Here is a 17,634-nt window from a genome sequence, read left to right as displayed (position 1 = left end):
AAATGAAAACACTGTACCTGACCGTACTGTGCTGCTGGACTTTGGGAGTTGTAAATGGACAGACAGACAGTCTTGATTATCATATTAAAAAGGGAGAAGATGCCTTCTCACAATTGAGGTTCCTTCCGGCCTACGAGCACTACCGCGCAGCAGTTTCCATTGATTCACTTGACGCAACTGCATTGAACGGTCTCGCCAACAGCTCCTACGAACTCAGGAAATATGATGTTGCGCGAACAGCCTATTCCAAAATACATGCCCTCCAGCCCAATGACACCAATGCCATCAGTAAACTGATGGAGTTAAATTATAATACCCGTCATTGGAAGGAAGCTATTGAGATGGCCACTAAAGCAAAGAAACTTGGAGTAGGAAAAGATCATGACCTCATTATAGCCAAATCATGGTATGAACAGGAACATTATGGAAATGCTCTTAAGGCCATAGAAAAAGCCTGGGTTAACAACAAGACCAATGCCGAACTCCCTTATATGGCAGGTCGTAGTTATATTGAAATGAGCAATTACCGCAGGGCGGCAGGTTGTTACGAACAGGCACTTGCACTGGAACCTAAAAATGCGCGCTGGATGTATGAAGCAGGCATGAGCTATGCCGCCATTCCTGATGATTCAAGAGCCGTTCAATGGTTTGAAGCGGCAGCCTCCCATGGTTACACTCGCAGCAATGATTTCCTGGAGAACCTCGCTAACTCCTATGTTGGGATCAAAGCTTTTGACAAAGCAATAAAACTGTATGATGAATTAAAAGAAAGAAAGCCGGGCGACATTGAATTATTATACTCCATAGGTGATGCCTATTACAAAGCAGGCGCTTACCAGGACGCCATCAACAACTGGGACCAGGTTCTGGCGCATGATAAAACCCAGGCACGTGCAGTGTATATGATTGGCGTTGCCTATATTAAAAAAGGCGATGATGCCAAAGGCAAAGACCTCTGTGAAAAGGCCATTAAAATGGATCCCTCATTGGCAAAATACCGGGAAAAACGTTCGATGTTCGGGCTCTGAGTAAAGCACTAAAATATTACAAACTACATTTTCTCCGGCACCCTGATACCCAGTAATGCCATTCCCTGTGCGATCACATTTGCTGTCATAACTGAAATCCGCAAACGAAGTTGTTTTTTCTCCTCTGTTTCGGCCCTGCTTACAGATAGTTCTGTATAAAATGAATTGAATGTTTTGGCAAGATGATAAATATAGTTGGCCACTGCAGAAGGATTATGCTCTAATGCTGCCTGTTCTATCACTGTCGGGAATTGCTCCAGACTTACCAGCAGACTCTTTTCCAGCGGCAGAAGGGGAGAAGTGAATGATTGGTCATCTTCCGGCATTTCCTTACGCAGAATTGATTTGATCCTTGCATGGGTGTACTGGATAAATGGTCCGGTATAGCCATGGATATCTATAGACTCTTCCGGATTGAAGATCATTTTCTTTTTGGGATCAACCCTCAGCAGGTAAAATTTCAGTGCCCCCAACCCAATCGTATCATAGAGTTCCGAGAGTTCATCCTCATTGAAATCCTTAACCTTACCCAGCTCAAGTGTATGCTCCTCAGCAATCTTAACCATCTCTGCCACCAGGTCATCGGCATCAACAACAGTTCCTTCCCGACTCTTCATTTTTCCGGTGGGTAGTTCAACCATTCCATACGACAAATGAAAAATCCCATCTGCATTGGGAAGCCCCAGTTTCTGTGCAATAAGTTTCAATACCTTGAAGTGATAATTCTGCTCATCACCCACCACATAAATGCTCTGGCTTATCTGGTATTCTTCATATTTCTGCTCAGCCAATCCAATATCCTGTGTCATATAAACAGAAGTGCCATCCCTGCGCTGAACAAGTTTCTCATCCAAACCATCAGCAACCAGGTCAATCCACACACTTCCATCTTCCTTGCGATAAAAAATTCCTTTTTCCAAACCTTCCTGCACGATCTTCTTGCCCAGCAGGTAGGTTTCACTTTCATAATACACAATATCAAAGTCACTGCCTATCCTCTTATATGTTTGGTCAAAACCTTCATACACCCAGCCATTCATCATTTTCCAGAGATCGGTAACCTCGGGCTTTCCAGCTTCCCAGTCAACAAGCATCTGTTGCGCTTCCTTCATAAGCGGCGCCTCTTTTTCTGCCATCTCTTTGGTCATTCCGGTCGCAACAAGAGACTCAACTTCTGCTTTGTAAACATCATTGAACTTTACATAATAGTCGCCCACAAAATGATCCCCTTTCATCTGGGCCAACGCAGGCGTTTCTCCATCAGAGAAACGTTGCCAGGCAATCATGCTCTTACAGATATGGATGCCCCTGTCATTTACAATACAACTCTTGATAACCTCGTAGCCATTAGCTTTAAGGATTTCTGCTATACTCCATCCCAGGAAATTATTACGCAAGTGTCCAAGATGCAGCGGTTTGTTGGTATTGGGAGAGCTGTATTCCACCATCACTTTTTGTCCAGTAGGAGCAGCCTTTCCAAAGGACTCGTTATTATAATGTTCTTCCAGTAATTCTGTCCAGTAGTTATCTGCAACAACCAGGTTAAGAAATCCTTTGATAAGGTTATAGGAAGTAAAAAAACCATTGCTTTCTTTTACCAGGTATTCACCAAGTGTATTGCCGATGGCTTCCGGGGAGCTTTTTAAAGCTTTCACCAGCCCGAATAAAACGATCGTATAATCGCCCTCAAATTCAGGTTTGGTCTGGTTCACCTGGAAAGCGCCGGGGTCAGTAACCTGCGGGAATAAATTGTTAATAGCGTTGCTAACAATGGTCTGAAGCTGTTGAGTGATTGCCATAAGGGCAAAGATATAGGGTGAAGCCCTAAACATCGAACGCATATACTATTTTTGCGCCCATGTCCAATTGGTTTGTACGCAATGTCAGTTCCATCATTGACTTTTTTTATCCGCCCTTCAGGCGGTATATACCCGTACAAACCTTTCGCTATATAGCCTGTGGTGGTGGTAATACATTATTGGATATCCTCATTTATTTTATCTCCTATAATTTCATCCTTCAAAAGCAGGTAGTGTCACTGGGGATAATGGTGGGAGGGCAGGAACTGGCAGTAAGTCCGCATATCATGGCATTCTTCATGGCATTTTTTGTGAGCTTCCCACTTGGATTTTACCTGAACAGGAAAGTTGTTTTCCACGATTCCGACCTAAGGGGAAGGGTCCAGCTTTTCAGGTATATGTTACTGGTAATGGTGAATATCCTGCTCAACTATGCCTTCATTAAACTATTTGTTGAGGTATTCAGCATTTTCCCAACGATTGCCAAAATGTTGACCACACTCATTGTTGTGACATTCAGTTACCTGGCCCAGCGCAATTACACCTTCCGCAAGCGGCTGGATAAATAAGGCAATTTGTCCCCCCGGCGCCACACGCTCGCTATAATGAGGGGTAATTTGTCAGTATAAAGGCTAAATCGCTGACATTTCTGCCATTTTTGCACAGTTCTCCCCATTGGCATATCTATTGACAATCATAAGCGTAACACATTCATAAAAGGAAAAATAAACATATGGGAAAGATCATTGGTATTGACCTGGGAACTACCAACAGTTGTGTATCGGTTATGGAGGGCAATGAGCCCGTCGTGATCGCTAACGATGAAGGACGTAGAACAACGCCTTCGGTGGTAGCCTTCCTGAAGAACGGAGAACGTAAGGTGGGTGACCCGGCCAAACGCCAGGCGATCACTAACCCGCATAACACTATTACGTCTGTGAAGCGATTCATGGGCCGTCGTTTTGACGAAGTAACCGAAGAGATCAGCCACTGGAGTTATAAAGTTGCCAAAGGCGATAATAATACAGTGCGCATAGATATCGACGGCAGACTTTATACGCCACAGGAAATCAGTGCAATGGTTTTGCAGAAGATGAAGAAAACTGCAGAAGATTACCTGGGCCAGGAAGTAACTGAGGCGGTTATTACCGTTCCTGCTTACTTCAATGATGCCCAGCGCCAGGCTACCAAAGAAGCTGGTGAAATTGCTGGTCTTAATGTGCGTCGTATCGTTAACGAGCCAACTGCAGCAGCACTGGCTTATGGCATGGACAAGAAAGGCAAGGACCAGAAGATCGCGGTATTTGACCTTGGTGGTGGTACATTCGATATTTCCATCCTCGAACTCGGTGATGGCGTGTTTGAAGTGAAGTCAACCAATGGTGATACCCACCTCGGTGGTGATGACTTTGATAAAGTGATCATGGACTGGCTTGCAGAAGAATTCAAGAAAGATGAAAGCATCGACCTGCGCAAGGATCCTATGGCCCTTCAGCGTCTGAAAGAAGCTGCTGAAAAAGCTAAAGTTGAATTATCTTCTTCTTCCGAAACAGAAATCAACCTTCCATATATTACTGCGGTTGACGGTGTGCCCAAGCACCTCGTTAAAAAGCTTACCCGCGCTAAATTTGAAGCCATCGCTGATACATTATTTGAGCGTTGCCTTAAGCCTTGTGAGCTTGCATTGAAAGATGCCGGTATGAGTACCAGCCAGATCGACGAAGTGATCCTGGTAGGTGGTTCTACCCGTATCCCTAAAGTTCAGGAGATCGTTGAGAAGTTCTTTGGAAGAAAGCCTAACAAGGGCGTTAACCCCGACGAAGTTGTTGCAGTAGGTGCCGCCATCCAGGGCGCAGTACTCACCGGTGAGGTGAAAGATGTACTCCTGCTTGACGTTACCCCGCTTAGCCTGGGTATCGAAACAATGGGCGGTGTAATGACCAGGCTCATTGAATCAAACACGACCATCCCGACCAAGAAATCAGAGGTCTTCTCTACAGCCAGCGATAACCAGCCAGGCGTTCAGATTCATGTTCTTCAGGGTGAGCGCCCGATGTCATCCCAGAACAAGAGCCTGGGTATGTTCAACCTCGATGGAATTCCACCGGCCCCACGCGGCGTCCCACAAATTGAAGTAATATTCGATATCGATGCCAATGGTATCCTCCATGTAACGGCTAAGGACAAGGGAACTGGTAAAGAGCAGAAGATCCGCATTGAAGCTGGATCCGGACTTACCAAAGAAGAGATCGAAAAGATGAAGGCAGAGGCTAAGGCCAATGAATCAACTGATAAGGAAGCAAGAGAGCGTGTGGAGAAGATCAACCAGGCCGATAGCCTGATATTCCAGACAGAGAAGCAGTTGAAGGAGTTCGGTGAAAAGATCCCGGCCGACAAGAAAGCGCCTATAGAAACTGCCCTCACTAAACTGAAAGACGCGCATAAGAGCCAGGATATCGCAGCCATTGATGCAGCTGTTGCTGAAATGAATACTGCCTGGACGGCCGCTTCCGAGGAGATCTACAAGGCACAGCAATCGGGTGGAGAACAACCCGGTGCCGATGCTGGAGCTCAGCAGGGCGCCAGCGGCGAGAATGTGACCGATGCAGAATTCGAAGAAGTCAAATAGAGGTAAGAGGTAAGAATTACATAGTGGATGGACTTCGGTTTTTTACCGGAGTCCATTTTTTTTTCCAAATCTTACATCTTACCTCTTACCTCTTAAATGTTTGCGCTATTTTCGCAGCATAAATTTTTTTGAAGCATGGAAACACAAAAAAAGAATAGAGGATTATGGTGGATCGGTTTTTTCGTATCCACAGCTGCGTTACTTGCAGCCATTTTTCTGCACTGGGAGTACCTGACAATGATCATTCCCTTCGCCCTCACCAGCTTTGTAAAAGCCATGGATATTATTTGACGGAATACTGAAAATATTAATGGGCTCCACTTCTGTGGGGCCTTTTTCATTGGTATCAAAACCAAATGTGTATATTATACACAAATCTTCTTAATTTTACTTTTATTTGTCTTGCCAAACAACCAGTATGAAGATTCATTTTTTCCTTCGGTATAGCACCCGTATTGGGCAGCACTTGCAGATCATTTCCAATTTCAGTTCCTCTTCCAGCGAAACCGGCAATACCATTAGCATGAACTACCTCAACGAGGAATTCTGGCATGCAACAGTTGTTGTGGATGGATCAGCCAACCGCGAAATACGCTATCAATACCAACTGGTTGCTGAAGATGGTAAGATCGTAACAGAATGGGGCAACGACAAGGTAATTTCCCTTCATGATCTCAAAGCCGATGAATTACAGGTTGTAGATACCTGGAATTATGCCGGTGAGTTTGAAAATGCTTTTTATACAGCACCCTTTCAACAGACCTTACTGGAGAAGCATGACCATAAAAAGATAAAAAGCCCAAAGCACTTCACGCATATTTTTAAAGTAAAAGCACCACTGCTGAATAAACACGAAGTAATTTGCATAGTTGGAAGTATTCCGGCATTGGGAGAGTGGGATGAAATAAAGCCACTGCAGATGCATACAGAAGGAAATTGGTGGACTATTACCCTCGACCTGCCCAAAGAAGGATTTCCGCTCCATTATAAATATGGGGTTTATGATACCCGGGAGAAGACCATGATTCGTTTTGAGGATGGAGAAAACAGATCACTTTTCGGAGACGCACTCGAAAAAAAGATCACGCTTGTTCATGACGGATTTGTACATCTTCCCAATAACACCTGGAAAGGTACCGGGGTAGCCATCCCCGTTTTTAGTCTGCGTTCCAAAAACAGCTTTGGTGTGGGTGAATTTACCGACCTGCATTTATTGGTTGACTGGGCAAGCGCGACAGGCATGAAAATGCTGCAACTTCTTCCCATCAATGATACCACTGCTACCCGCAGCTGGCTCGACTCTTACCCATATGCAGCCATCTCTGCATTTGCCCTTCATCCCCTGTTTGTAAACCTCGAAGAGGTTGCTGGTAAGAAAGACGCTTCCATACTTAAGCCTTTCCGGAAAAAACAAAAAGAACTCAATGAGCTACCTGAGGTTGATTATGAAGAAGTGATGAAGTTCAAGATCGCCGTACTCACCGAGCTGTATGAATCACAGAAAGAAAGCTGGGCCGAAGACAAAGACTACCTGGCATTCTTTGAACATAATAAACACTGGCTGGTACCTTATGCTGCATTTTGTTTCCTTCGCGACAAACATGATACGGCCGACTTCTCGCAGTGGAAACAACATAATACTTATGACGCATCAGCCATAGAAAAGTTTGTATCCCCAAAGCAAAAACATTATAACCAGATCGGTTTCCACTACTTTATTCAGTATCATCTTCACCTGCAATTAAAGAGCGCCACTGCCTATGCACATAAACATGGCATCATCGTTAAGGGCGATATTCCAATAGGCATATATCGCCATAGCTGTGATGCGTGGATGAGTCCCGAGCTTTACAATATGGACCAGCAGGCTGGTGCGCCTCCAGATGATTTTGCCATTAAGGGGCAAAACTGGGGCTTCCCCACTTATAACTGGCAGAAGATGCAGGAGAATGGTTTCACCTGGTGGAAACAACGGTTCAGCCAGATGAGTGAATACTTTGACGCATTCCGGATTGATCATATACTCGGGTTCTTCCGGATCTGGTCAATCCCCTTTGACGCAGTGGAAGGAATCATGGGCCATTTTGTTCCGGCTATTCCGGTTGATGTAAAAGAATTTGGTGAACGGCAAATATGGTTTAACCATTACCGTTATACCAAGCCTTTCATTACAGAAAAGATACTTGGAGAACGATTTGGTGAATCGGCAACTTTCGTTAAAGAAGAATTCCTTGAGGACAGGGGTTTCGGACAATTTGATTTTAAACCTCCGTTTGACACTCAAAGAAAAATAGAGCAGTGGTTCCTTGCGCGCGAAGACAAGGATCATCTGCAGGGATTAAAGCAGGGACTACTTGACCTGCATACCAATGTGATATTATTTGAAGAAGCGGGATCAGAGGGGAAGAGATTTCATTTTCGTTTTGCCATGGAGCAGACCAGTTCTTTCCAGGATCTTGAATGGAATACAAAAGAACAACTGAAAGCCCTGTACGTAGATTATTTTTATCGTCGCCAGGATGATTTCTGGGAGCAGGAAGCCATGAATAAATTACCCGCCCTCAAAGCTTCAACCAATATGCTTATCTGCGGCGAAGACCTTGGTATGGTGCCTGCCTGTGTGCCCGATGTAATGAAGCACCTCGGCATCCTGAGCCTGGAGATCCAGCGTATGCCGAAGAACCCTGAACATGAATTCTTTCATCCCAATGATGCCCCATACCTTTCAGTGGTAACACCATCCACGCACGACATGAGTACCATCAGGGGCTGGTGGGAAGAGGACAGGGAGAAGACCCAGCGCTTCTTTAACAATGACCTTGGCCAATGGGGAGAGGCCCCCGCTTTCTGCGAAGCCTGGATCAATAAAGCGATCGTTATTCAGCATTTATATTCGCCGGCAATGTGGGCAGTATTCCAGTTACAGGACCTGATGGGAGTGGATGCAGACCTGCGCCGCAGCGATCCATCTGCAGAAAGGATAAATATTCCTTCCAATCCAAAACATTACTGGCGATACCGTATGCATATGACGCTGGAGGAGCTCCTCAAAGAAAAAGACTTCAACCACTCATTGAAAGAATACATTAAAGCGGGCGGTAGAGCATAATTTGATAGGTTTGCACCATGCGTGTAAGATCCTTCATCAAGGCGCTCCCTTTCACCCATCCTTTTACCATTTCAAAAGGAACAAAAACACACCAGCCAACTTTTATTGTTGAACTGGAATTGAATGGTATTGTTGGATATGGTGAGGCGCCGGCCATTGCCTATTATAATATTCCCGTGGAGAAGATGCAGGCTGATCTCCTGGCCAAACAAACCTTTGTTGAGAAGTTTGCCTTTACCACTCCCGACCGTTACTGGCATTATCTCCACCACCTGCTCCCGCTGAATGGTTTCCTCGTGAGTGCCCTTGATATGGCGGCCTGGGATCTCTTCGGTAAGATCAGGCGACAGCCGCTGTACAAACTCTTTGGGGCTGATCCTGCAAATATGCCGGTTACGGATTATACCATCGGTATCGACAGCACAGAAAAGATGATAGAGAAGATGAAGGAAACGCCATGGCCGGTGTACAAGATCAAACTGGGAACCGACCGTGATATCGAGATCATGGAATCACTTCGCCGGCATACGGATACTCCTTTGCGTATAGATGCTAATGCAGGCTGGACAAAAGAGGAGGCCCTCGAGAAAATCACCGCTTTTGCTGCAATGAATGTGGAGTTCATAGAACAACCTCTTGCCAAGGATGATTGGGAAGGGATGGCCTGGTTATATGAAAGAAGTCCATTGCCACTAGTGGCAGATGAAAGTTGTGTTTATGAGCAGGACCTCGCAAAATGTGAGGGTCATTTCCATGGCATCAATATCAAGCTCACGAAGTGCACGGGCATAACGCCTGCGCTTCGCATGATAGCGGATGCAAGGAAACGTGGGATGAAGATCATGTTGGGATGTATGAATGAAAGTACCATTGGTTCTGCTGCTTTGGCGCATCTTGGTCCATTGGCCGACTGGCTTGATATGGATGGTCCGCTTTTGCTTTCGGAGGACCTGGCAACCGGGTTGACCTATGATTTCGGTAAAGTTAGTTTACCATCGGCGCCGGGATTGGGAATTACGGTGCAGCTTTAGTCAATAACACCTACATATATGCGAATAAGCCTTCCTGGCAGATCATTGCCTGCAATCATGATTCTTAGCCTGGTGATTCTTTATGCCTGCAAACAGTCGGGAGCTGGGGGAGGTGCTGATGCCAAAAATCTTTTTCAGTATGATGATAACCTGCAGCCGCGCTGGAGCAGCCCGGAAAACCTGAATGGCATAAAAGGCGCTGGTGGTAAGGAGAACAATGGTGCCAAGGGCCATCCCTTTGATTCAATTCCGCCTGGTGCTACACTTACATTACTGGATATAAAGGAGCAGGGGATCATTCAGCGTATATGGGTTACCGTGCGCGACCGATCGCCAGAAATGTTACGCTCACTTAAAATTGAAATGTATTGGGACGGAGAGGAGAAGCCTGCTGTATCGGTGCCATTCGGTGATTTTTTTGGTGTGGGACTAGGTAAAACAGCCGTATTCCAAAACCATCTTTTTGCCAATGCCGAAGGAAGGTCATTTAACTGTTTTATACCGATGCCATTCAGGAAAGGCGCCAGGATTACCGTGACCAATGAATCGACGAAGTCGCAGCCGAATATATTTTTCGACGTTGATTATTCACTCGTAAAAAACTGGAGCGATGATTATCTCTATTTCCATGCATTCTTCACCCGTGATACAGCAACAACACCTTCGGTTGATTTTGTAATGCTTCCACGAGTAGAAGGGAAGGGGAGGTTTCTTGGGGTTAATATCGGGGTGAATGCCAATCCCCTTTATAAAAAATCATGGTTTGGCGAAGGTGAGGTTAAGATCTACCTTGATGGCGATACCAACTATCCCACGCTTAACGGAACGGGTACTGAAGATTATATAGGCACTGCATGGGGACAGGGGAAATTCATCAATGATTATACGGGATGCACCATCAGTGATGATTCATTATTGCAATGGGCCTTTTATCGCTACCATATACCCGATCCTATATATTTCAGTACCGATTGCAGGGTAACCATCCAAACCATGGGGGGAGATATGACCAATGTGGTGGCGGGTTACCAGTCGGCCGGTGTACCCTTGCTGCCTGTAACAACCGATGCCCCTGATGGCTTTCATCGATTCTATAAAAAAGATAGTCTGGTTGTATTGGACAGTACGCGAAAGGACAGCTGGACAAACTTCTATCGCTCCGATGATTATTCATCAACAGTCTACTTTTATCTTGACCGGCCATCCAATGATTTACCACCATTGCAACCGGTTAATCTTCGCACTACCGGTTCGCGATAGGAAAACTGCACTGATATTTTTTAGGCTGTACTTGCCTGAATTAATAGCAATTTTTACATTTGATCAACAGTTATTGCTACAAATTTCGGGATGTAGCGCAGCCCGGTAGCGCGCTTCGTTCGGGACGAAGAGGCCGCTGGTTCGAATCCAGTCATCCCGACTTCGCCCGCCGAAGCTTTAGCGCAGGCGGGCTTTATCAATTTAGCCATTACTCAGTCCGGCGGGCTTCGTCGGGCAATGCCCGACATTAATATTCAAAGTCATTAAGAATTTTTACCTTTCCCCTAACGTAATTATTCCTTACCTTTGTAAGGAAATAATTCTCCCATGGGTGCAACACTAAATGCAAAGACTTCTCTTTTTCGCCAATACGAAAAAGAGCTATCAAATCCCGTAGCGATGGTAATGAGGGCTGCTGAGGGGTTAGCTGTATCCGTATTTTATAAGATCATCCAGATCACAGCCCTGAATAAAAACCAGTTAGCCGCCTTTATTGATGTTACACCCAAAACGATTGACAATTACCGCATACGGCGACATAAGCTGGGCCGCACAGAGAGCGAACAGCTTTTACAGCTGATGGCACTCTACAAAAAGGGACAGGAGATTTTTGGTAATTCAGAAGATTTCAATCTCTGGCTGAAGCAACCCGCTTCAGGATTAGGAGGCATTGTTCCTTTTGAACTTCTCTATACCCAGGGCGGTATCAACCTCGTGATGGAAGAACTACTCAGGATTGAATACGGTGCACTGGCATGATCGTTTATCGCATTACCCTCGCACAATGGGCAGGTAAGCTTACCGCGTCGGGTCGTGCTGCCCGATGGAACAGCAATGGGCATTTTATGCTGTATGCTGCCAGTACCAGGGCATTGGCATGCCTTGAAAATATGGTCCACCGACGCAGCATTGGATCTGATGATCTCTTCCGGGTTACGCTGATACAATTTCCCGATGATGTCAAAATAAAAAAGATTATTAAAAGCAAGCTGCCAGCCAGATGGCAAGACTATATCAATTATACTTCCTGCCAGGCCATTGGAGATGAGTGGTTAAAAGAAAATAACACCGCCGTTTTACAAGTGCCTTCCGCCATCATTTCAGAAGAACATAACTACCTGATCAACCCCCGGCATCCCGATTTTGCACGCATCAAAACACATTCTATTGAGAAATTCGCTTTTGATGAAAGATTGTTGAAATAGAATTATACTATCTCAAAGTGATAATTCAATGCATTCAATTCCAGCAATGCATTGTCAAGTGCCTTTAAAAACCCAGACCGGCCTGGTTCTGCGGCTACCTGATCCAGATTTCTATAGTATGCTATCCCGCTCAACAGGTTATTATAGAAACTTGTATAATATTTTTTCCGTGGAAGAATATTATCACTCTGGAAATCATTTTCCAGTTCTTCTTTCAGGTAATCGATATACAAATGCAACTCGGCAATAAACATGTGCGGACGGTCGGCATTGGTTAAAATGTTTGTTCTGCCATAGATATGATCCGTCATTGTTTTTAGTGATACTATCTTAGAAAAATTGGCAATATTCGGTCCGGGACAAATGGTAACTGCTTTCAACGTTTTGATAAATGGCTGCTCATAACTGATGGAAGCAGCATTACTGAGTCCCACGCATAAGCACTCTTTATCCAACACATTTTTCAATTGCTTTTTGTATTGGGATTCCGGGAGGTTAAGCGATTGCAGCTCTGCAATTTTTAGTTTCTGGTATTTATGGGAGGCTGTACAAATGGGTTCTTTGGTAAACTCTGTGTTGAAAGCAAGATGCTTTTCAGTACAGGGACTACCGGGTTTTCCATTCATAATTCTGCCTGCCTTTTCTTTGTCGGAACTGGTGCCTTTCAGGTAATGAAACCTTACACCCAGGGGAGAATTGTGACTCAGTTCAAGATCTTTTTCAGTAGCACTGCTAAGCTGTTTCAATGTATCGTCATCAACCGTTGTAGCTTCCGGAACCAGGAGGAATGGAGTACCCCAACCGGTGCTATCCAGATTATAATAGTTAACTAAAAACGCATCTTCCTCGTGCGTTCCGATGCCACCCTGAACGGAGAGTTTCAATTTAGGGGGATAGAGAAAATGTTTCTTATTCTTTTTAATAAGCGTTGCATTATATACTTCGAAAATCGTATCGATAAGTTCCTGCCGCTTTGTTTTAAATTCTTCCAGGATGGGGCCCAGCAGATATCCTTCGGTTGCGAATGCATGTCCACCGCAATTCAATCCCGATTCAATCCTGTACTCACTTACCCAGATCCCTTTTTTTGCAAGGTATTTTCCCTGTATCAGCGCCGAGCGGTAATCACTCACTTTTACGATGACCTTTTTTGTAAAATCATTATCCTCATTAACATCAAAGGCATCACAATTTTCAAGGAAATTATATAGTCGCGGGTTCATGCCTGCAGAGAATACCACAGAAGAATTTCTCAGGTCACTGTTTGCATATCCTCTTAAGGATGAAATTGCTTCAGAGCCATTCTCCACCGTTGTTCCATCCGCTTTATAAACCTCGCGATCAACCTTGGTCATGATATTGACGTCAATACTTCCGGGATGAATGGCCGATCTCAATCGGGATGCGATTTTTTCTTTCTCTGCATTATCTGTTGTTTGCATTAACTGCTGGTATAGCTGTTTCAAAACATGATTATCAGGCAGCATTTCAAAGTACTGCACGATATCAGATCCTGCTTCAAAAGCTGCCGACTTCATTTTTTCCACCTGTTGCTGAACAATGGTATTGACCAGATTTAAATAATCAGTGATCCGCTTCGCCTTATAATCAGGTTCAGAAGCGGGGATGGGCTGATAATCAATTCCGATGGTGGGATAGTAGTGTTGTCGCATCATCTCGATCAGGCGGTCTTCTACAATGCTGATGACAGAGGAGATGCCAAACCGGGCTACTTTAATGGGACTATCAATGGTATATGCCAATCCCATTACAGGGATATGGAAGCTGTGGGAAGAGGAAGAATACATGTTGCTTGCGGAACTTATTTAGACAATAATTCCGGCAAAGATAATATATTAGGACAACATTGTCTTTTATTATTCCGCCTCTTTAAATTACCTATGATTCAATTTTTTTATCTTCCTGGTCAGGTTCCTGTAAATCAGGACCGATAATTTTGATATGCTTAAGCAATTCTTTATAATACTTTCTTGATACAGGAATTTCAAGTTCAGGGCGAGAAAGTATAAAAAGCGAATCCTTCCCGAGCTTGTCGATTTGATTAAAAGCAACTGCATAAGATCGATGCACCTGTATGAAATAGTTTTTTGGGAATTGTGCCAATGCATTTTCCAATGTTGTCCTGATATCTACATAACCATTCTTATTAACGAATCGCACATAATTTTTATTTACTTCCATGAGATCAATCGCTTCCATGTGCATTTGCATAAGGATGCCATTGGTTCGGTAAAAGTAATAAGGGGTACTCATAGCAGTTAGTATTGGTTTAGGGAATTAAATTAATGAATTTTTCGGGTCAGGAAAGTCCGGCCTAAGTGCAATAGATGTGCAGTTATAGTGTCAACCATGTGTAAAATGGCCTGTTTTAGCTTGTCAGGCACTTGTTTCACACATGGTTTGGACTTGGGGAAGAGAAGGTGGCTAGCACTTTATTAGAAAAATATGAGTGCATTCGTCCCAGTTTTAGTTATACTCCGTCCCAGCAAAAGTTATAGCGCCATCACATTTACCGGAAACACCCCTATCTCTGACAGTATGTTTGTATTGTTGATCTGATCCGGAAGCGCCACTCAAGCCAAATGGGAGGAGTGCCCCAAGAGGCTTTCTTCCGGAACAGTGAAACATAAACCAATATTTTTTAAAAAATTAAATTTCATTTTGTATGAGTAAAATCACCAACAATCTTCTTGTAAAAGGCGCAAGAGGAAAATTAGGCAATCAGTTTGTCTACAAGCAAAGAGGCGATGACACAATTATCGCCCGTATGCCTTCAAAAAACAAGGACTTCGTACCAACGGAGGGACAGGAATTGGCCCGTGACCGATTTACTATGGCAGCCAATTATGCAAAGGGTGCCATTGAAAATCCTGAACTGAAGTTTGAGTACGACCGAAAGGCTCCTTCGGGAAAAACAGGTTATAACCTTGCTTTCAGGGATTTCCTGAAAGCTCCGGTAGTGAAAAAAGTAGAGGCTGGAAAATACAACGGCACACCTGGATCTTTAATCGTTATAAGCGCTAAAGATGATTTCAGGGTAATCGATGTTACGGTCAGTATTTACAGCCCCACTGGGGAACTACTGGAATCAGGCAATGCAGTGATGCACCAGATCAATAGAAATAACTGGATCTATACTGCCGTCCAGCAAAATCCTACCCTGATCGGTAGCACAATCGTAGCCTCAGCCCGGGATATCCCTGGAAATGAAGGGAGACTCGAAATGATCATTTAAAAGAGAAAAGTTCCCCGCATAAATCTGCGGGACGCTTTTTCATCCCCCGGTTTTTACCGGGGGATCTTTATTATTTTGGCAGGAACCGGATATTATACTCCTGTACCAGTGCAGGATTTTCGGGCGATAAAGTGAAGTAAACCCTCACATCTCCCTTTTCCCCCTTCATCAGGAAATGACCACGAAGGTTATTATCCGGAACCATCTCTTCCACGCTTATTATTTTACCTGCTTTAGAGAATATTTCGGTTGACTCTTTCCGGAGTGAATCAATAAAATAATCCAGGAAAAAATTCTCTGCAAACACCCCCTCGATCTTTTCCTTTTTCCAGTGTGGGAGGATCTCAACCAGTTGTTGCTGTCTTGTTTTAAGTATCGCGGAAACCGGTAATGCAAGGGGTTTCATTCCCGTCAGTTGCAGCATCGTATCCAATACCATCGTGTTCAAGGAGGAGGCAGGGGCATAGGTGAGATTGATAAAGCTGATGACAGCAATCCCATATTCGGGAAGCATTGTCCAGTTAGATCCAAAGCCGGGTAAACCACCACTATGCCCAACCGAAATACGTCCACTGCAATCATTTGTCCAACGCAGCCCATACCCATAAGCCGACACCGAAGCACAAGGCCTTCCCGAGGGGTAGCGATAATTGGCCTGCAGCGAACTGAAATTCCAGGGCTGTTGCATCTCGCGGAGGGAGCTTCTTTTCAGCGGACCATCTTCTTTTCCATCACGCGCCGGCAATGCTGATAATTGAAAAGCAACATATTTCGCATAGTCGTCCATGGTAGTGATCATTCCCCCCATGATACCATAAGCGCCATCATGCTCCATAGGCTGTTTCACCCAGTTTCCATTAACCCAGCGATAGCCTATGGCCAATTTACCTGCCGGCACTTCTTCATATTCCCAGTAGGTATTATTCATACCGAGCGGTTGAAGGATCCGGGTATTAATAAACTGCTGGTAAGGCATTCCCGAAACTTTTTTAATGATATAACCAAGCATGGCAAATCCCATATTGCTGTATTCATAATTGGTACCCGGCACGGTTGAAAACGAGATCCCTTTGCGAAACATGGCCAGCATTTCCTCTTCTGAAATATCCAGCTGCCTGTCGCCCCATGGATTGTCTTCCGGAAACCCCGCCGCATGCGTAAGCAGATGCCGGATGGTTGGTGGTGGGGCATCAGTAGTGAGCATCTTCTGCTGCTTCATTTCAACTATATAATCAGCAACAGGATCATCGAGTTTCAGCTTGCCCTCATCGCGTAAAATAAGGATGGCAACGGAAGCGAAACTTTTTGTCATGGAAGCGATCCTGAAAGCGGATTGAGGCGATGCTGCCAATCTGGTTTCAATATTGGCATATCCCATATTTCCTGTATGGATCAGCTTACCATTGGCAACAATACCATATACCAATCCCGGAAAATGATTACGCTGTGCAGCCGCCCTGAAAATCGAATCCACAACGGGGTACACCTGCTCCAGTTTCTTATCGGGGGTTTGGGCATTGGCGTTATGATGGATGGATAGCATCATTACCAATGCAACAATGAAACGGTTAACCTTTATTGTCATAAAAGAATTCAATGATTAGTGAAGAAGATCAGCTTCCCTGCTTACGCACATATTTGGTGAGGATGACGATGGTTTGTCCTTCGATCTTTCCCTCGATCTGTTCTGTATTATCTTTTACCAGCCTGATATTTTTGACGATGGTTCCCATCTTTGCATTCAGGTTACTGCCCTTAACATCCAATGATTTGGTGATTACAATTGAATCGCCTTCGCTGAGGATATTTCCATTGGCATCCTTATGAAATTCCGGAGCGGAGTCGTTATCATGATCACCACTTGCTTTGGCCCAGGCAAGGGTATCCTCATCGAGGTACATCATATCAAGGTTTTCTGCTGCCCAGCTTTCCTGGCGAAGCCTGTTGAGCATACGCCATGCAATCACCTGGATGGCGGGCACCTCACTCCACATGGCTTCAGGGAGAAACTTCCAGTATCCGCTATCCAAAGGTTCTTTCTTCTCCAGTTGTGCCTGGCATTTGGCACAGAGATAAACGCGGCTGTCGTGACCCGAAGCAGATTCGGGAGCAACATTGTAAAAACTCAAAGCCGATGTTGATTTACACAACTCACATTTGTTATCACTTCTAACCAGTATTTCTTTATCGCCTGTCATATTATTGTTTGGTGGAAAAATGGGTGAATAAAGCGGAAAGGTAAGTATTCCCTTTATGCTTAAAATATATGTATCTTATATGCGGCTTTACAAGGCACCTGATTCTTACAACAAACCCT

General features: G+C 44.6%; 15 protein-coding genes and 1 tRNA gene. 11 read left to right on the top strand and 5 right to left on the bottom strand.

The window, feature by feature from the left end:
* Window positions 1-2: 2 nt before the first annotated feature.
* Window positions 3-1,028: a tetratricopeptide repeat protein gene (locus tag V6M43_RS11135; protein ID WP_332735236.1), complete on the top strand. Its 1,026-nt coding sequence runs from the start codon at window positions 3-5 to the stop codon at window positions 1,026-1,028.
* A gap of 23 nt (window positions 1,029-1,051) precedes the next feature.
* On the opposite strand, the gene argS is transcribed toward V6M43_RS11135, so the two are convergent.
* Entirely contained in the window at window positions 1,052-2,869 is a 1,818-nt protein-coding gene (gene argS, locus V6M43_RS11130) for an arginine--tRNA ligase (protein WP_332735234.1), read from the bottom strand.
* A gap of 17 nt (window positions 2,870-2,886) precedes the next feature.
* On the opposite strand from argS, the gene V6M43_RS11125 reads away from it, so the two are divergent.
* The 9 genes from V6M43_RS11125 to V6M43_RS11085 all read left to right on the top strand — a co-directional run bounded on the left by V6M43_RS11125 (window position 2,887) and on the right by V6M43_RS11085 (window position 12,061).
* A complete protein-coding gene (locus V6M43_RS11125) occupies window positions 2,887-3,396 on the top strand; it encodes a GtrA family protein (RefSeq protein WP_332735232.1) in 510 nt (169 codons plus the stop codon).
* A gap of 164 nt (window positions 3,397-3,560) precedes the next feature.
* Window positions 3,561-5,456 (top strand): molecular chaperone DnaK, encoded by a 1,896-nt coding sequence (dnaK, locus tag V6M43_RS11120; RefSeq protein ID WP_332735230.1) that lies wholly within the window; start codon window positions 3,561-3,563, stop codon window positions 5,454-5,456.
* 135 nt (window positions 5,457-5,591) lie between these two features.
* Window positions 5,592-5,747, top strand: a complete 156-nt coding sequence (locus tag V6M43_RS11115; RefSeq protein WP_332735228.1) for a hypothetical protein — start codon at window positions 5,592-5,594, stop codon at window positions 5,745-5,747.
* A gap of 127 nt (window positions 5,748-5,874) precedes the next feature.
* Window positions 5,875-8,565, top strand: coding sequence for a 4-alpha-glucanotransferase (locus V6M43_RS11110; protein WP_332735226.1), 2,691 nt, complete (start codon window positions 5,875-5,877; stop codon window positions 8,563-8,565).
* 17 nt (window positions 8,566-8,582) lie between these two features.
* The gene (locus tag V6M43_RS11105) at window positions 8,583-9,596 is read left to right on the top strand and encodes a dipeptide epimerase (protein ID WP_332735224.1); all 1,014 of its coding nucleotides are present in this window, start codon (window positions 8,583-8,585) and stop codon (window positions 9,594-9,596) included.
* Between the two features lie 18 nt (window positions 9,597-9,614).
* Window positions 9,615-10,856 carry a glycoside hydrolase family 172 protein gene (locus V6M43_RS11100; RefSeq protein WP_332735222.1) on the top strand — a complete coding sequence of 414 codons (1,242 nt, stop codon included), beginning with the start codon at window positions 9,615-9,617 and terminating at the stop codon, window positions 10,854-10,856.
* A gap of 86 nt (window positions 10,857-10,942) precedes the next feature.
* Window positions 10,943-11,016, top strand: a tRNA-Pro gene (locus V6M43_RS11095).
* 167 nt (window positions 11,017-11,183) lie between these two features.
* Window positions 11,184-11,615, top strand: a complete 432-nt coding sequence (parS, locus tag V6M43_RS11090; protein WP_332735220.1) for a type II RES/Xre toxin-antitoxin system antitoxin — start codon at window positions 11,184-11,186, stop codon at window positions 11,613-11,615.
* Window positions 11,612-12,061 (top strand): RES family NAD+ phosphorylase, encoded by a 450-nt coding sequence (locus V6M43_RS11085; RefSeq protein WP_332735218.1) that lies wholly within the window; start codon window positions 11,612-11,614, stop codon window positions 12,059-12,061. Before parS ends, V6M43_RS11085 begins: the two co-directional genes overlap by 4 nt.
* 2 nt (window positions 12,062-12,063) lie before the next feature.
* Here the strand turns inward: V6M43_RS11085 and V6M43_RS11080 are convergent, their stop codons facing one another.
* On the bottom strand, window positions 12,064-13,830 hold the full coding sequence (locus V6M43_RS11080) for a hypothetical protein (RefSeq protein WP_332735217.1): 1,767 nt from the start codon (window positions 13,828-13,830) through the stop codon (window positions 12,064-12,066).
* 130 nt (window positions 13,831-13,960) lie between these two features.
* Window positions 13,961-14,335, bottom strand: coding sequence for a LytTR family DNA-binding domain-containing protein (locus V6M43_RS11075; RefSeq protein WP_332735215.1), 375 nt, complete (start codon window positions 14,333-14,335; stop codon window positions 13,961-13,963).
* Between the two features lie 412 nt (window positions 14,336-14,747).
* Here V6M43_RS11075 and V6M43_RS11070 point away from each other — a divergent pair, with 412 nt between their 5' ends.
* Complete coding sequence (locus V6M43_RS11070) at window positions 14,748-15,317, top strand: hypothetical protein (RefSeq protein WP_332735213.1); 570 nt, start codon at window positions 14,748-14,750, stop codon at window positions 15,315-15,317.
* Window positions 15,318-15,387: 70 nt separating this feature from the next.
* Here the strand turns inward: V6M43_RS11070 and V6M43_RS11065 are convergent, their stop codons facing one another.
* Both V6M43_RS11065 and V6M43_RS11060 read right to left on the bottom strand, forming a co-directional pair.
* The gene (locus V6M43_RS11065; RefSeq protein WP_332735211.1) at window positions 15,388-16,902 is read right to left on the bottom strand and encodes a serine hydrolase domain-containing protein; all 1,515 of its coding nucleotides are present in this window, start codon (window positions 16,900-16,902) and stop codon (window positions 15,388-15,390) included.
* 28 nt (window positions 16,903-16,930) lie between these two features.
* Window positions 16,931-17,515 carry a PhnA domain-containing protein gene (locus V6M43_RS11060; protein ID WP_332735209.1) on the bottom strand — a complete coding sequence of 195 codons (585 nt, stop codon included), beginning with the start codon at window positions 17,513-17,515 and terminating at the stop codon, window positions 16,931-16,933.
* Between the last annotated feature and the right edge of the window lie 119 nt (window positions 17,516-17,634).

The organism is Flavihumibacter sp. (assembly GCF_036676075.1).
In the GTDB taxonomy this organism is placed as follows: Bacteria; Bacteroidota; Bacteroidia; order Chitinophagales; family Chitinophagaceae; genus Flavihumibacter.
The sequence above is the reverse complement of the archived record's forward strand: the minus strand, read 5'-3'. Positions and strand labels throughout refer to the sequence as shown.

What these genes read in the sequence shown, in the direction of transcription:
- V6M43_RS11135 (WP_332735236.1), top strand. Translation starts at nt 3, where the DNA reads ATGAAAACACTGTACCTGACCGTACTGTGCTGCTGGACTTTGGGAGTT.
- argS (WP_332735234.1), bottom strand. Translation starts at nt 2,869, where the DNA reads ATGCGTTCGATGTTTAGGGCTTCACCCTATATCTTTGCCCTTATGGCA.
- V6M43_RS11125 (WP_332735232.1), top strand. Translation starts at nt 2,887, where the DNA reads ATGTCCAATTGGTTTGTACGCAATGTCAGTTCCATCATTGACTTTTTT.
- dnaK (WP_332735230.1), top strand. Translation starts at nt 3,561, where the DNA reads ATGGGAAAGATCATTGGTATTGACCTGGGAACTACCAACAGTTGTGTA.
- V6M43_RS11115 (WP_332735228.1), top strand. Translation starts at nt 5,592, where the DNA reads ATGGAAACACAAAAAAAGAATAGAGGATTATGGTGGATCGGTTTTTTC.
- V6M43_RS11110 (WP_332735226.1), top strand. Translation starts at nt 5,875, where the DNA reads ATGAAGATTCATTTTTTCCTTCGGTATAGCACCCGTATTGGGCAGCAC.
- V6M43_RS11105 (WP_332735224.1), top strand. Translation starts at nt 8,583, where the DNA reads ATGCGTGTAAGATCCTTCATCAAGGCGCTCCCTTTCACCCATCCTTTT.
- V6M43_RS11100 (WP_332735222.1), top strand. Translation starts at nt 9,615, where the DNA reads ATGCGAATAAGCCTTCCTGGCAGATCATTGCCTGCAATCATGATTCTT.
- parS (WP_332735220.1), top strand. Translation starts at nt 11,184, where the DNA reads ATGGGTGCAACACTAAATGCAAAGACTTCTCTTTTTCGCCAATACGAA.
- V6M43_RS11085 (WP_332735218.1), top strand. Translation starts at nt 11,612, where the DNA reads ATGATCGTTTATCGCATTACCCTCGCACAATGGGCAGGTAAGCTTACC.
- V6M43_RS11080 (WP_332735217.1), bottom strand. Translation starts at nt 13,830, where the DNA reads ATGGGATTGGCATATACCATTGATAGTCCCATTAAAGTAGCCCGGTTT.
- V6M43_RS11075 (WP_332735215.1), bottom strand. Translation starts at nt 14,335, where the DNA reads ATGAGTACCCCTTATTACTTTTACCGAACCAATGGCATCCTTATGCAA.
- V6M43_RS11070 (WP_332735213.1), top strand. Translation starts at nt 14,748, where the DNA reads ATGAGTAAAATCACCAACAATCTTCTTGTAAAAGGCGCAAGAGGAAAA.
- V6M43_RS11065 (WP_332735211.1), bottom strand. Translation starts at nt 16,902, where the DNA reads ATGACAATAAAGGTTAACCGTTTCATTGTTGCATTGGTAATGATGCTA.
- V6M43_RS11060 (WP_332735209.1), bottom strand. Translation starts at nt 17,515, where the DNA reads ATGACAGGCGATAAAGAAATACTGGTTAGAAGTGATAACAAATGTGAG.